This is a genomic window from Streptomyces sp. NPDC048751 (assembly GCF_043198595.1).
Classification (GTDB): domain Bacteria; phylum Actinomycetota; class Actinomycetes; order Streptomycetales; family Streptomycetaceae; genus Streptomyces.
Genome location: NZ_JBICUX010000002.1, coordinates 439,145 through 453,657, shown reverse-complemented (window position 1 = coordinate 453,657; position 14,513 = coordinate 439,145). Strand labels below are relative to the sequence as shown.

The 14,513-nt window shown below is 69.5% G+C and carries 12 protein-coding genes; all 12 read left to right on the top strand.

Annotated elements, in window-relative coordinates:
* Nucleotides 1-12: 12 nt before the first annotated feature.
* The 12 genes from ACGFNV_RS08955 to ACGFNV_RS08900 all read left to right on the top strand — a co-directional run bounded on the left by ACGFNV_RS08955 (nt 13) and on the right by ACGFNV_RS08900 (nt 14,510).
* On the top strand, nt 13-300 hold the full coding sequence (locus tag ACGFNV_RS08955) for a hypothetical protein (RefSeq protein ID WP_393620670.1): 288 nt from the start codon (nt 13-15) through the stop codon (nt 298-300).
* A gap of 33 nt (nt 301-333) precedes the next feature.
* Nucleotides 334-5,037, top strand: coding sequence for a putative T7SS-secreted protein (locus tag ACGFNV_RS08950; RefSeq protein WP_393620668.1), 4,704 nt, complete (start codon nt 334-336; stop codon nt 5,035-5,037).
* A gap of 12 nt (nt 5,038-5,049) precedes the next feature.
* Nucleotides 5,050-5,805, top strand: a complete 756-nt coding sequence (locus ACGFNV_RS08945) for a hypothetical protein (RefSeq protein ID WP_393620667.1) — start codon at nt 5,050-5,052, stop codon at nt 5,803-5,805.
* Between the two features lie 484 nt (nt 5,806-6,289).
* Complete coding sequence (locus ACGFNV_RS08940) at nt 6,290-7,135, top strand: hypothetical protein (RefSeq protein WP_393621471.1); 846 nt, start codon at nt 6,290-6,292, stop codon at nt 7,133-7,135.
* Between the two features lie 80 nt (nt 7,136-7,215).
* The gene (gene cpaB, locus ACGFNV_RS08935; protein WP_393620665.1) at nt 7,216-7,923 is read left to right on the top strand and encodes a Flp pilus assembly protein CpaB; all 708 of its coding nucleotides are present in this window, start codon (nt 7,216-7,218) and stop codon (nt 7,921-7,923) included.
* A gap of 9 nt (nt 7,924-7,932) precedes the next feature.
* On the top strand, nt 7,933-9,174 hold the full coding sequence (locus tag ACGFNV_RS08930) for a CpaE family protein (RefSeq protein WP_393620664.1): 1,242 nt from the start codon (nt 7,933-7,935) through the stop codon (nt 9,172-9,174).
* Complete coding sequence (locus ACGFNV_RS08925; RefSeq protein ID WP_393620662.1) at nt 9,171-9,557, top strand: TadE/TadG family type IV pilus assembly protein; 387 nt, start codon at nt 9,171-9,173, stop codon at nt 9,555-9,557. Before ACGFNV_RS08930 ends, ACGFNV_RS08925 begins: the two co-directional genes overlap by 4 nt.
* A 1-nt stretch (nt 9,558) precedes the next feature.
* Entirely contained in the window at nt 9,559-9,945 is a 387-nt protein-coding gene (locus ACGFNV_RS08920; RefSeq protein WP_393620661.1) for a TadE/TadG family type IV pilus assembly protein, read from the top strand.
* A complete protein-coding gene (locus ACGFNV_RS08915; RefSeq protein WP_393620660.1) occupies nt 9,942-11,279 on the top strand; it encodes a CpaF family protein in 1,338 nt (445 codons plus the stop codon). Before ACGFNV_RS08920 ends, ACGFNV_RS08915 begins: the two co-directional genes overlap by 4 nt.
* 12 nt (nt 11,280-11,291) lie before the next feature.
* Entirely contained in the window at nt 11,292-12,236 is a 945-nt protein-coding gene (locus ACGFNV_RS08910) for a type II secretion system F family protein (protein ID WP_393620658.1), read from the top strand.
* A 13-nt stretch (nt 12,237-12,249) separates the two neighbouring features.
* Complete coding sequence (locus ACGFNV_RS08905; RefSeq protein WP_393620657.1) at nt 12,250-13,137, top strand: DUF5936 domain-containing protein; 888 nt, start codon at nt 12,250-12,252, stop codon at nt 13,135-13,137.
* 14 nt (nt 13,138-13,151) lie between these two features.
* Nucleotides 13,152-14,510: a sensor histidine kinase gene (locus ACGFNV_RS08900; protein WP_393620655.1), complete on the top strand. Its 1,359-nt coding sequence runs from the start codon at nt 13,152-13,154 to the stop codon at nt 14,508-14,510.
* The last annotated feature ends 3 nt before the right edge of the window (nt 14,511-14,513 follow it).

Here is a 14,513-nt window from a genome sequence, read left to right as displayed (position 1 = left end):
GAGGACGAAGTGATGTATACGCAGGAACAAGCAGAGCGGTTGGCCGCGGACTTCCTTCGGCAGGCATCTGCTGGTTGGGACAACGAGGTCGCTCTGTTCGAAGAGGACAGTCATAAGGCGGCGAAGGGTAATTTCTTCTACTTCAGCTTTCAGTCTGTCAAGTACCTGTCGACCAGGGACGACAAGTACATGGTCTACGGACCCACCTGTATCGAGGTGCATGGCGTGACCGGCGAGTGCCGATTCGTGACTGTGCAGGACCTGCAGGCGGCTGGTGACCCGTTCAACTGGTGGCGCTGATCCAGATGGTCGGCTGGGTGGGGAGGGCGGCTGATGGGGCTCGGTGACTTCGTCAACGGTGGTCTGGACAAGCTCGAGGACGGCTGGGACGCGGGGAAGAAGCTTGTCGGTGAGGGCATCGACAAGGGCACCGACCTCATCGGCGCGGGCCTGGAGAAGGTCGGTGCCGATGACTGGGCTGACAAGGTCGAGGATTTCGGCGACGAGCTGGCCTCGGATCTCGGTGCGACGCCGGGGGAGCAGCAGCTTGGTCAGAGTGATCAGGCGAACGAGCTGATCCATGGCAGCCCGGGCACGATCCGGTCGTCGGCGTCGCATCTGAAGGACTTCCGCAAGGCGTTCGACAAGGTCGGCGAGGGAATGCGCGGCCTCGATTCCTCGCATTGGAAGGGTGCGGCTGCCGACACCTTCCGTGAAAAGTTCGCGATGCATCCCACGAAGTGGCTGCATGCTGCGGATGCCTGCGACAAGGCGGCCAAGGCGTTGGAGGACTTTGCCGACACGGTGAAGTGGGCGCAGGGTCAGGCGCAGGATGCCATCGACCTGTACAAGAAGGGCAAGAAGGCCTCGGACGACGCGGTGTCGTCGTACAACAAGCGGGTCGACGCCTACAACGCGAAGGTCAAGGCGAACGAGGATCCGGGGCCGCGCCCGGAACCGTTCAAGGATCCCGGCACCGCGGACATCAAGCGCGCTCACGAGATCCTGGCCGAGGCCCGCCGTCAGCGCAACGACGCCGGCCGCACCGCCGCCACCTCCGTGCAGGCCGCTCTCGCGCACGCGCCTGCCGAACCGCCCGCCCTGGACCGTCTCCGTGCGAACGCCGAAGACGGCTACATGGCGGTCAACACCGAGATCATGCACGTGGCTGGGGGTGTGGTGAAGGGCGGCGCTGGGCTGATCAATTTCGCCCGGGGCCTGAACCCCCTCGACGGCTACAACATCACCCACCCCGCCCAGTACCTGCAGAACGTCAGCATGACGCTCTCCGGCCTGGTCTCCACCGCCGCGCATCCCGAGCGTGCGGTGAAGTCGATGTGGGAGGGCTTCAAGAAGGACCCGTCGGAGGGCATCGGTCGCCTGATCCCGGAACTGATCGGCACCAAGGGCCTGGGGTTGGCGCGGGGCGGGCTGCGGACCGCCGTGAAGGAGGGGATGGAGGAGGCCGCCGAGCAGGGCACGCGCAAGGGCGCCACGAAGGCCGCCAGAGAGCACGCGGAACAGCACGACACCCAGAACCCCAGCGAGAAGCCCAAGAAAGACCCCACGGACCCGGTCGACCTCACCACCGGCAAGATGTACCTGCCGCAGACCGACGTGGCGCTGCCCGGCGCTCTCCCCCTCGTCTTCAGACGGCGGGTGGAGTCGGGCTACCACTACGGCAGGTGGTTCGGCCCCTCCTGGTCGTCCACCCTCGACCAGCGCCTGGAGATCGACGCGGAGGGAGTCGTCCTCGTCACCGAGGACGGCCTGCTCCTCGCCTACCCACACCCGGCCCCGGGCCTGCCCACCCTCCCCTCCCACGGCCCCCGCTGGCCGCTGGACCGCGAGGACGGCGGCTACACGGTCACCGACCCCACCACCCACCGCGTCTGGCACTTCGCCGACCGCGGCGACGACCTGGCGGTCCTGGAACAGATCGACGACCGCAACGGCAACTGGATCACCTTCGAGTACGACGCCGAGGGCACCCCGCTGGCCGTGACCTCCAGCGGCGGCTACCACGTCCGCGTGACCACGGAGGCGGGCCGCGTGACGGCCCTTTACCTCGCTGCCACGGGCGAGGAGCTGAAGCGCTACGCCTACACCGACGGCAACCTGACCGAGGTCATCAACTCCTCAGGCCTCCCACTCCGCTTCACCTACGACCAGTCCGGCCGCGTCACCTCCTGGACGGACACCAACGACCGCGGCTACACCTACGAGTACGACGACCAGGACCGCTGCATCGCAGAGGGCGGCACGCACGGCCACATGACCCTGCGCCTGTCCTACGACGACAGGGACCCGGAGACCGGCCTGCGCGTGACGACCGCGACCACCGCCGAGGGCCACACCCGGCGCTACGTCGTCAACGACGCCTGCCAGATCGTCGCCGAGACCGACCCGCTCGGCGCGGTCACCCGCTTCGAACGCGACCGTTACCACCGCCTGCTGTCCCGGACGGACCCCCTGGGCCACACCACCACGTTCCGGTACGACGAGGCAGGCAACCTTCTGGCCCTCGTCCGCCCGGACGGCCGCGAGACGAGAGCCGAGTACAACGAACTCGGCCTTCCGGTGAAGGTGGTGAACGCGGACGGCACGGTGGTCCGCCAGACGTACGACGACCGCGGCAACCGCACGTCGGTGACGTCTCCATCGGGCCGCACTACGCACTTCACCCACAACGAGGCAGGCCACGTAACGTCGGTCACCGACCCGCTGGGCCACACGACCACGATCGTGTCCGACCGCGCGGGCCTTCCCCTTCAGATCACGGACCCCCTCGGCGCGACCACGCGTTACGAACGCGACGCCTTCGGCCGCCCGGTCAGCCTCACGGACCCCACGGGCGCCGTGACCCGCCTGGAGTGGACGGTGGAGGGCCACCTGGTCCGCCGTACGGCGGCCGACGGCTCGACGGAGTCATGGACGTACGACGGCGAGGGTAACTGCACCACCCACACGGATCCGATGGGCGGCATCTCCCGTTTCGAGTACACCCACTTCGACCTGCTGACCGCCCGCACTGGCCCGGACGGCGTGCGCTACGACTTCGACCACGACTTGGAACTGCGGCTGACGAAGGTCACCAACCCGCAGGGCCTGACGTGGGATTACGAGTACGACGCGGCCGGACGCCTCATCGCGGAGACGGACTTCGACGACCGCACGCTCACATACACGTACGACCCGGCTGACCGCCTGATCGCCCGCGCGAACGCGCTCGGCGAGGTGACGCGGTTCGAGCACAACGCGCTGGGCCAGGTGATCCGCAAGGACGCGGCGGGCCGGGTCACGACGTACGCGTACGACATGACGGACCAGCTGGCCGAAGCCATCGGCACTGACGACACACGCCTGACCCTCCTGCGCGACCGCTTCGGCCGCCTGCGCTCGGAGACGGTCGACGGCCGCACGCTGACGTACACGTACGACGAGCTGGGCCGCTGCACGGGCCGTACGACTCCGACCGGCGCGACGACGACATGGTCGTACGACGCCGCCGGCCGGCGTACCGGCATGGTTGCCTCCGGCCGCTCGATCGACATCACGTACGACCCGGCAGGCCGTGAACTGGCGCGCCGCATCGGCGAGACGGTCACCCTGGAGCACACCTTCGACCGACTGGGCCGCCTGACGACCCAGTCGGTGACGGGCGCGGGCGGCCGTGCGGTGCAGCACCGGTCCTACACCTACCGCGCCGACGGCAACCTGATCGGCGTCGACGACCACCTCTCCGGCTCCCGCCGCTTCGACCTGGACGCGACGGGGCGCGTGACGGCGGTCCACGCGGCGAACTGGACGGAGTCGTACGCGTACGACGTGGCGGGCAACCAGACGAGTGCGCACTGGCCGACATCCCATCCCGGCGGGGAGGCGACCGGCCCCCGCGAATACGTCGGCACCCGCATCACCCGAGCCGGCAACGTCCGCTACGAACACGACGCCCTCGGCCGCATCACCCTGCGCCAGAAGACCCGCCTGTCCCGCAAGGCGGACACCTGGCGCTACGAGTGGGACGCGGAGGACCGCCTCACGGGGGTGACCACCCCGGACGGCACGCGCTGGTGCTACAGGTACGACCCGTTGGGCCGCCGCACGGCGAAGTGCCGCCTGGTGGAGGACGGCGAAACGGTCGTCGAGCGAGTGGACTTCACGTGGGACGGCACGACCCTATGCGAACAGACGACAACGTCCGTCACCCTGCCCAACCCGGTCACCCTCACCTGGGACCACCGAGGCCTGTACCCAGTAGCCCAGACGGAACGCATCACCACCGCCGACGCACCACAAGAGGAGATCGACTCCCGCTTTTTCTCCATCGTCACCGACCTGGTCGGCACCCCGACCGAACTCCTGGACGAACGCGGGGACCTGGCCTGGCGCACGCGACGCACCCTGTGGGGCGCCACCGCGTGGGCCGCTGACAGCACCACCTATACGCCCCTCCGCTTCCCCGGCCAGTACTACGACCCGGAAACGGGCCTGCACTACAACTACTTCCGCCACTATGACCCGGAAACGGCCCGGTACCTCACCTCCGATCCTCTCGGGCTCGCTCCCGCCCCCGATCCCTACTCGTACGTCCGCAATCCACATATTTGGGCCGACCCCCTCGGTCTCGCGCCGAAGTGTCCGGTGGAAAAGGCACAGAGCACTGCGGACAAGATCATCGCTCGTGCCCAGGAGGGCAAAGTGCGTAGGGACAGTGGCTACCATCCGCACTTTGACGATGACCGCGTGCTCGAAATCCTGAAAAGCCCGGACGCCGTGTACCTGTCCGCGGGCGGCCGCGGGAACCTCATCTTCCGACAGGGTGAGGACATCGTGGTCACGAAAGGCCCCGGGGCGGGCGCGGGCGATGTGATAACCGGGTACGGCCCGTCCGGAGTCAAGGGAGAGTCCGGGGCCAAGGCAGTGGGTGGCGCGGCCGATGACCCCGGCCCGCCGGTAACCCACGACGATATCGTGAACGGGAACGTTCCGAGCTCAAGAGGCGGCACCATGCCGCCGGCGCAGCAGATCCGGTGAGGCGGAATCCCAGTGAAATTCTCGATGGGCGAAACCATGGAAGTCGAGACCACGGGGCGTCCGCTGACGTTCACGCCTCGCTTCGACATCACCGGACCTCAGGTGATCGTCGCTGGTTACGCGGACCCGGCCGGTCGAGAGCGGCTGATCGGCACGTCGTTCGGGAGCATGCAATGGCTGTGGTCGGACACCGACGAGGTTCGATTTGCCGCCGACACTCGGGAACTGATCGGTGTCACGTTGCACGTACCCCTGAAGTCCGCTCCCGCACAGATTTGTCGCATGCGGCCGAATGGACTGCCGCCGCAGCTGGGCGGCTTGCGCGCGGCCACCGCGGAGGAGTTCGCCCTGCTCCAGACGACCGCTTTCTGCTGCACGTCCGACGCTGCTGAGCTGATGTGCCTGAAGGACCTTGATGTCCTCGAAGGCCCGGCACCCGCGCGGATCGGCATCGCCTCGGATGTATGCCTCCTCGTCCAGGAAGGGGCCATGGTCGGCTGGAGCCTCAGCGATCCCGCGCGATATCTGACAGATGGTTTCGCAGACCCCGACACCGGCCCCCCGGCCGCCGTGACCCGGCTCCGGCTCGCCGAGTGCCTAGCGTTGGTCTCCGAGCCGCTCGTCGACGGGGTCATGGATGGAGAACCGGGCGCGTGGCGCAGTCTTCGTGCTGTCGAGCGCGCTTTGGGCGAACAGCGGGAGGACCGCAGTCGGGCGGACGTCCTGCACCGACTCGTCAGCCGTTTGATCGAGGACTACGAGTCCTGATCCACCGGCGGTCTGGACGCGGGGCATGCGTGAGCGCACCATCCACGGCCGCTACCTCTCCCCCTTCCTGAGAGCGATCCATGCTCCACGGCAACCTGAGCGGGCCTGGGAGCGTCTTGCTCGCGCTGGAAGAGGCTTTCCGCGCGCAGAGCCCCCGCGCCTGAATGGGCCGCCACCGACACGGCCGTACCGCTGTCCGCCGAGCACATCCAGTTGTTGGTGTCCGCCGCGGAACCAAGCGGTCGAGCAGCGGATGTGGAGAATCCGTGTGCGCAACCTGCCCCGTTTTGCCGCCACTTGTGAGATGACAGTTGCCTACCGGCTGGGCAAACGCTGTTCTCCGGTCACAGGCGCGTGGATACAGTGCTGAGGTAGTCACGCAATGAAGTCACCTCGGTGCAGCGGAGTAACACCGCGCTGCGCCGACGGGCGGGGATATGGGGAGCTGCGCGTGCCAACTGCCATTGCCGTGACCAGTGCCGACATGGCGCTGCCGCCGCAGGACGAGCGGACCCTGCCCGCCGTCGTCCTCAATGACTTCGCGAGCGTGCCGCTGGAGAGGGCCGTGGGCGTGCTCCAGGCCGTCATCGAGCAGCACGGACATGTCGTCGTCGCGTACTCGGGGGCCGTACCGGCCGCGCTGGAGCGGCGGTTGTACACCGTGCGGTCGCTGCTCGAGAGCGACCGGATCGCTCTGTTCCGGCCCGAACTCCCGCCCCTCGGGCTCGCCGTCCTCGTACGGCAACTCCGCCAGCTCGCCTCCTGCGACCTCAGCCCGGGTGTACTCGCCTCGGCTGGGCGGTTGCTGACTCACTACATCCACGCCGGCGCGCTGCTGGGTTCCGTCGCCCGGCTCGACCGGGTCGCGGTGAACCTCAAGTCGCACGCCAGGTCGTGGCTCCCGGGAAGCCAGTTCGGCGTGATGGCGCATCCGCAGCCGCAGTTGGTGAAGATCGGGCCCGAAGCGCACCTCACCGGGCCGGACTTCGACACCTCGCTCCTGGTCGCCAAGGGGCAGCTCCCGTCCGACTGGGTCACCGCCACCCTCGCCCCCGCCTGGCACGCGCAGGGGATGCGCGAGGTGCCGCTGCCCGCCGAGTCCGCCGACTGGTGGGGGACCGGCAAGCTGGTCGAGTTCTGCGCCTATCTGCCCGACCTGTCGGTGCTCTACCAACTCGTCACGTCCGTGCGGCAGACCGTCTGCCACTGGTGCGGCGTCGACGTGATAGGGGACCGCTGCGTGTTCTGTTCGGCGACGCCACCTGTGTACGAGGGCGCGTCATCCGGGTACGAAATCCAGCTGTACGGGGATCAGGCCGCCGCCGGCTGAGATTCCACGAGGTCCAACCGGCCTGAATCGCCACACCCCCCGCCCGCTCGACCCGACCCCCCAACGAGGTTGCACGGTTCATGAACTCCCGTCAGCGCCGCGGCGTGATTCTTCTGATCCTGTCGGTGTTGTGCGCCCTCGGCGCGTTCGCCGGCGTGCTCTCCGTCATCAGCGACGTGAAGTCCAAGGTCGGCCCCGAGGTCACCGCCTATCAGCTGAAGAGCGACGTGCCGCCCTACACCGCCCTCACCACGGGTCAGTTCGAGAAGGTCGACATGCCGAAGCGCTGGCTGTCCGCCAACGCGGTCACGGATCTCGCCGAGATACGGGGGAAGATCGCCGTGACGACGCTGAAGGAGGGATCCCTGCTGCAGAGCGACATGATGGTGGACCAACCCGCCCTGCAGCCGGGGCAGCAGGAGGTCGCCATCATGATCGATGCGGCGACCGGTGTCGCCGGCAAGATCACGCCGGGATCCACGGTCAACGTGTACGCCACCTTCGAGGGTGACCGGGAGGGTGCCCCCGATCAGTCCAAGATCATCGTAACAAATGCCAAAGTCCTGGACGTCGGCGATCTGAAGGCCCTCGAACCCGACCCGGAGGACCGCACCCGGGAACCCACGGACGCCGTCCCGATCACCTTCGCGCTGTCCTCCCTCGACGCCCAGCGCATCACGTACGCCGAGTCGTTCGCCAAGCGGGTCCGGCTCGCGCTGGTGGCGCCCGGCGGCGACAGCACGGTGCCGGACAAGGACCGTACGTACGAACTCACGAAGGACAAGTGAGAGGCCGCCATGCCCACGAGGATCCTCCCGGCAGTCGGCGACCCGGACGCCGTCCGCTCCATCACGACCCTGCTCAGCCAGCTCCCGGACGCCGAACCGGTCGCCCCGGTCGTCGACTCCACCCAGCTCGTCGACACCCTCGCCCGCCTCGCCGCCGAGTCGGTCGACGAACTGCCCGAGGTCGTCGTCGTCCACGAGCGGATCGGGCCCGTACCGGCCCTGGAGCTCATCCGCGAGGTGGCCCTGCGCTTCCCGGCCGTCGGCGTCATCCTCATCACCACCGACGCCGGCCCCGGCCTTTTCGCCGCCGCCATGGACTCCGGCGCGCGCGGTCTGGTCGCGCTGCCCCTCAGCTACGAGGAACTCGCCCACCGCGTCCAGGCCGTCGCCCAGTGGTCGGTGGGCGTCAGACGCCATCTCGGGCATGGCGGCGACGTGTTCACGGGCGTCGGCGGCACCGTCGTCACGGTCAGCGGCGCCAAGGGCGGTGTCGGCACCACCCTCACCGCCATCCAGCTCGCCCTCGCCGCCCAGGCGTCGGGGCGCGGCGCGGCCCTCCTCGACATGGACCTCCAGACCGGGGACATCGCCTCCTACCTGGACGTCCAGTTCCGCCGCTCCGTCGTCGACCTGGCCACCATCACCGACATCTCGCCCCGCGTCCTCGCCGACGCCGTCTTCCGCCACGACACCGGGCTCGCCCTGCTGCTCGCGCCCGGCGAGGGCGAACGCGGCGAGGAGGTCACCGACCGCGCCGCCCGCCAGATCGTCAGCGCCCTGCGCTCCCGCTATGAGGTCGTGGTCGTCGACTGCGGCGCCCAGCTCGGCGGTGCCGGTGCCGCCGCCGTCGAGATGGCCGACACCGCCCTGCTGGTCACCACCCCGGACGTGCTCGCCGTCCGCGGCGCCAAACGCACCGTCCGCATGTGGGACCGCCTCCAGATCCGCAAGGCGGAGGAGACCACGATCGTCGTCAACCGCCACACCCGCGGTACGGAGATCCAGCCCGCCCTCATACAGAAGATCACCGGCACCGGAATCGCCTCGACCACCGTCCCCGCCAACTTCAAGGAACTCCAGGGCGCCGTGGACGCGGGCCGTATCCACGCCCTCGACAACAAGAGCACGGTGAAACAGGCCCTGTGGGGCCTCGCCGGCGAGCTCGGGCTCGTCAAGGCCGCCGAGGGCAGCGGCCACCGCGGCAGCCGGGGGGCCGTCGGCTTCCGGCGGCGCCGGGACGGAGGGGGATGAGCATGCGCAGGTTCCTCGGCAAGGGGCACGACCGGGGCCAGGTCACCATCGAGTTCCTCGGCATGACCCCGGTGATCATCGTGACCCTGGTTCTGGTGTGGCAGTGCGTGCTCGTGGGGTACGCCTACACCCTCGCCGGGAATGCTGCGGACGAGGCGGTGCGAGCGGGGACGGCGGTGCCACGGGGCGCGCGCCAGGGCGTGTGTCAGGAGGCGGGGCTCAAGCACCTCTCGGGATCGTGGACGGGGGAGGTGGCATGCGACGGGACCGGCTATGTGCACGCCGACGTGAAGGTCCACGTCCCGGTCCTCTTCCCGGGCAGCATCTCCTTCCCGTTCAAGGCGGAGGGCCACGCCGGTGCCGTGGAGGAGGAGAAGCACTGAGATGTCGTACGACCGGAACAGGCGCCGACGCGACCGCGGCCAGGTCGCCATCGAGTACCTCGGGTTCGTCCCGATCCTCCTCCTCGTCGCGCTGGCCGGTATCCAGCTGGGCATCATCGCGTACGCCGCTCAGCAGGCGGGTACGGCGGCGAGGGCGGGGGCACGGGCCGCCTCGCTCAACGAGAGCGCCCAGCAGGGCTGTCAGGAGGCCGTCAGTGACTGGCTCGCCGACGGGACCAGCTGTCTCCCGGAGCGCGGCGGCGACGAGGTCACCGTCACCGCCACGGTCCAGATCCCGTCCGTCGTCCTCATCTGGCAGTTCGACCCCGCCGTGAAGACCGCCACCATGCCGATCGACCACGAGCCACGAGGAGCGTCGACCCCATGAGCCTGCGGGCACGCATCAACTCCCCCGAGGAGCACGGCAGCCGGGGCGAGGACGGACACCTGGTCGCCTCCTACCGGGCCAAGCTCCTTGAGGAGATCGACCTCGCGGAGATGAGCTCGCTGGCCGCCGCCGAGCGCAGGGCACGGCTGGAACGGGTACTGGGGCACATCATCAGCCGTGAGGGTCCGGTCCTCTCCACCGTCGAGCGCTCGCAGCTGATCCGGCGGGTGGTCGACGAGGCGCTGGGCCTCGGCATCCTGGAGCCGCTCCTCGAAGACGCGTCGATCACCGAGATCATGGTGAACGGGCCGGACGCGATCTTCGTGGAACGGGCGGGCCGCGTCGAGCAGTTGCCGCTCCGCTTCGCGTCGAACGACCAGTTGATGCAGACCATCGAACGCATCGTCTCGACGGTCAACCGCCGCGTGGACGAGTCGAACCCGATGGTCGACGCCCGGCTGCCGTCCGGCGAGCGCGTCAACGTCATCATCCCGCCGCTGTCGCTGACCGGCCCGATCCTCACCATCCGCCGCTTCCCGCGTTCCTTCACCCTGCACGAGCTGATCGACTTCGGCTCGCTCGACGACCACATGCTGTTGCTGCTGGCGGGGCTGGTGCAGGCGAAGTTCAACGTCATCGTCTCGGGCGCGACGGGCACCGGCAAGACGACCCTCCTCAACGCCCTCTCCGGTCTGATCCCCGGCGGGGAACGCATCATCACCATCGAGGACTCGGCGGAACTCCAGCTCCAGCAGACGCATGTGATCCGCCTGGAGTCACGGCCCCCGAACGTCGAGGGCCAGGGGCAGGTCACGATCCGAGACCTGGTCCGCAACTCGCTGCGCATGCGGCCCGACCGGATCGTCGTCGGTGAGGTCCGCGGTGGCGAGTCCCTCGACATGCTCCAGGCGATGTCCACCGGCCACGACGGCTCCCTCGCCACCGTGCACGCCAACAGCGCCGAGGACGCCCTGACGCGGTTGCAGACGCTGGCGTCGATGTCCGACGTGGAGGTGCCGTTCGTGGCGCTGCACGACCAGATCAACAGTGCCGTGGACGTCATCGTGCAGCTCACCCGGTTCGCCGACGGCGCCCGCCGCATCACCGAGATCGCCGTGCTCGACAGCCACGGCGGGGAGCCGTACCGGCTGGCCACCGTGGCCCGCTTCGACGCCCGCCCCATGACCTCCGACGGCCGTGTCTACGGCGCCTTCCAGTACTTCCCCCTTCCACGCCGTACCGCCGACCGCCTCTACATGGCGAGCCAGCCCATTCCCCAGGCCTTCGGCGTCGCCCACACGGTGGACCAGCTGGCCACCCGAGTAGCCAGGTAGGCAGGACAGCCCATGGACCTCCAGACCCTCGTCACCCTCACCACCGGCGGCACCCTGCTGACCTGCACCCTCGCCGTCGTGGGCCTGCACCTCTACACCAAGGGCAGGGCCCAGCAGGCGGCCCTCGCGGACCGTCTCTCCGCCGCCGGACAGCTCCCGCTCACCGGCCGCCGACGCCGCTTCCCCAACCTGGACCGGCGCCTGCGCGGTACACGCTTCGGCCGGTCGCTGGAGCTGAGGCTGGCGGCGACGGGCCTCGACATCACCCCCGGCGAGTTCTTCGCCTGCATGCTGGCGGCGGTGGCCGGCCTGTGGCTGGTCGGCCAGGCCGCCCTGGCGCCCTTCTTCGGCCCCATCGCCGGGCTGCTCGGAATCTGGGCGGCGATACAGTTCCTCAACTGGCAGCGCCAGAAACGTATCGAGCGGTTCATCAACCAACTCCCCGAGCTGGCCCGCATCCTGGCGAACGCCACCCAGGCGGGCCTGGCCCTGCGCACCGCGATCGGCATGGCGGCGGAGGAACTGGAAGCACCTGCGGGGGAGGAGCTCGCCCGGGTCGCCAACCAGCTGACGATCGGGCACTCGATGGACGACGCGCTGGGGGAGCTCGCCGACCGCCTCCCCTCCCGGGAACTCGTCGTCCTCGTCACCACCCTGGTCCTCTCCAACCGCGCGGGCGGACAAGTGGTCGGCGCCCTGCGCAACCTCACCGAGACACTGGAGGAACGCAAGGAGACGCGACGCGAGATCCGCACCCAGCTCTCCCAGGTCAACATGACCTCGTACGCCGTACCGGTGATGGGCGTGGGCTCGTTGTTCCTCATGAACGGCGTCAAGGACGGCGCCCTGGAACGCATGACCGGCTCACCGCTCGGGCAGGGCGCGGTGATCATCGCGTTCGCGCTGTACGCGGTCGGCTTCATCCTGATCCGCCGCATGTCGCGGATCGACGTCTGAGGGGCGGGCGAGCATGGGACTTCTGCTGGCGGCACTCATGGGGCTGAGCGTCTGGGGCGCCTTCGCCGGGATCCGCATGTACCGGGCGGACGCCAAACTGCCCTCCGACCTGGCCCTCGCCCTGGAGGTCGGCGCCACCCGCACCGGCGCCGTCGACTCCCTCGTCGACCGCATGGGCATGCGCTACGCCCCCGCCGTACTGCGCCTCATGGGCCCCAAGCAGGTCGCCAAGTACCGCCGCAAAATAGACCTGGCGGGCAACCCCGGCGGCCTGACCATCGACCGCTACGCCGCCCGCCGCGCGGTGTACGGCGCGCTGGGCGGTACGGGCTTCCTGGTGTTCCTCCTGCGGGGCAACTACTTCGTGGCCCTGCTCCTGCTGGCCTTCGGCGCGTTCTGGACGGAGGTCGGCATCTGGTCGGCGATCCGCATCCGCAAGGACGTCATCGAACGCACCCTCCCCGACTTCCTCGACGTCCTCGCCGTGGTCGTCAGCGCGGGCCTCGGCTTCCGCCAGGCACTCGACCGGGTCGCGTCGCGCTACGAGGGCCCGTGGGCGGACGAACTCCGCATCACGCTCCGCCAGATGGACCTCGGCGTGAGCCGCCGCGAGGCCTTCGCGGAACTGCGCCGCCGCAACGACTCCGAGCAGGTCGCCATGTTCGTCACGGCACTCCAGCAGGGCGAGGAACTGGGCGCGCCGATCGTCGACACGCTCGTCTCCATCGCCAAGGACATGCGCCGTACGGACGCGCAGAACGCCCGCCGCAAGGCCGCCCGCGCGGTTCCCAAGGCCACCATGATGATCACCACGTTCATGGTCCCGGCCACCATGCTCCTGCTCGGCGCGGGCCTGCTGCTCGGCTCCGGCACGGACTTCGGCACGCTCACGGGCGAGTAGGGGAGGGCGAGGGGATGACGACTACGCCGGAAGCGCCGGTGCGGTGGGTGTTGAAGGGACGGTCGACGTCGGTGCCGGACGCCCCGGCTGCTGCCGCCGCCGACCCCGCTCCACAGGAGCGGGTACCGCCCTCACCCGCCATCCCCCTCCAGGTCAACGCACTCCAAGCCATGTGCCGGCAGGTATTCGGCTTCCGGCTTGCCATGATCGCCCTGGCCGCCCCCGCCGCCCTCCTCAACGCGGCACCGGGCGTCCCCACCCGCCTGGTGGCCACCGCCGTGGTCCTCACCTTCATGGGCTCCTACGTCCTCTTCCGCGACTGGGAACGCTTCGGCCCCCTCCTCCTGCGCCACCCCGCCCTCCTCGCCGCGGACACCCTCTTCGGCTCGCTCCTGCTCATCTCCGCGGGCCCGGACACCACCCTCGCCTACGTCAGCGTCTGCACCCCCCTCCTCGCCGGCATCGTCTACAGCTGGCGCGGAGCGGCCTGCTTCGCCTCCCTCCAGTCCCTGATACTCCTGCTCGTCTGCACCACCACGAAGGGCCTGGGCTCCACCCCCGCCGAGACCCTCCTCCTCCCCGGCTTCTGCGTCATCACCGGCGCGGTCGGCTCCAGCCTGCGCGGCCTGATGCTCCGCTTCGGCACCGCCACCCAGGCCCTGACCGAGGTCCGGGCCCGCCTCGCGGCGACGGAGGCGGTCGACGCCGAACGCGCCCGCCTCGCCCGCGAGATGCACGACTCGGTCGCCAAGACCCTGCACGGCGTCGCCCTGGCCGCGGACGGCCTCACCGCCTCGGCGGGCGCCGACCGCCCGGACCCCGCCCTGATCAGACAACAGGCCGAACTCGTCGCCCGCTGCGCCCGCCGCGCGGCCGCGGAGTCCCGCGAACTCCTGTCGGACCTGCGCAGCGAGCCGGACGGGAGTCCGGGCACAGACTTACTGACGGAACTGTCCTCGCGCACGGCCGACTTCACCACACGCACGGGTGTACCGGCGACGTACCGTCCGACGGGCTCGGCCCCCGTCCCGCGCGTTCCGTCCACGGTGGCCCGCCACCTGCTCACCATCACCGCGGAGGCCCTGGACAACGCCCACCGCCACGCGTCCCCGTCCCGGGTCGAGGTGGAGGCGGGCGTCCACGACGGCTGTCTACGGGTCACGGTGTACGACGACGGACCCGGCCTGCCCCCCGACACCAGCCTCGAACAACTCCGCCGCACCGGCCACTTCGGCCTGGTCGGCATGGTCGAACGGGCCGCCTCGGTGGGCGCCGGCCTCCACATCGGACGCGGTACGCACCCCACGGGCACGGAGGTCCGCCTGGAACTCCCGCTGACGACACTGACGTCCGGGGCCGCCGCACACGTATGACGT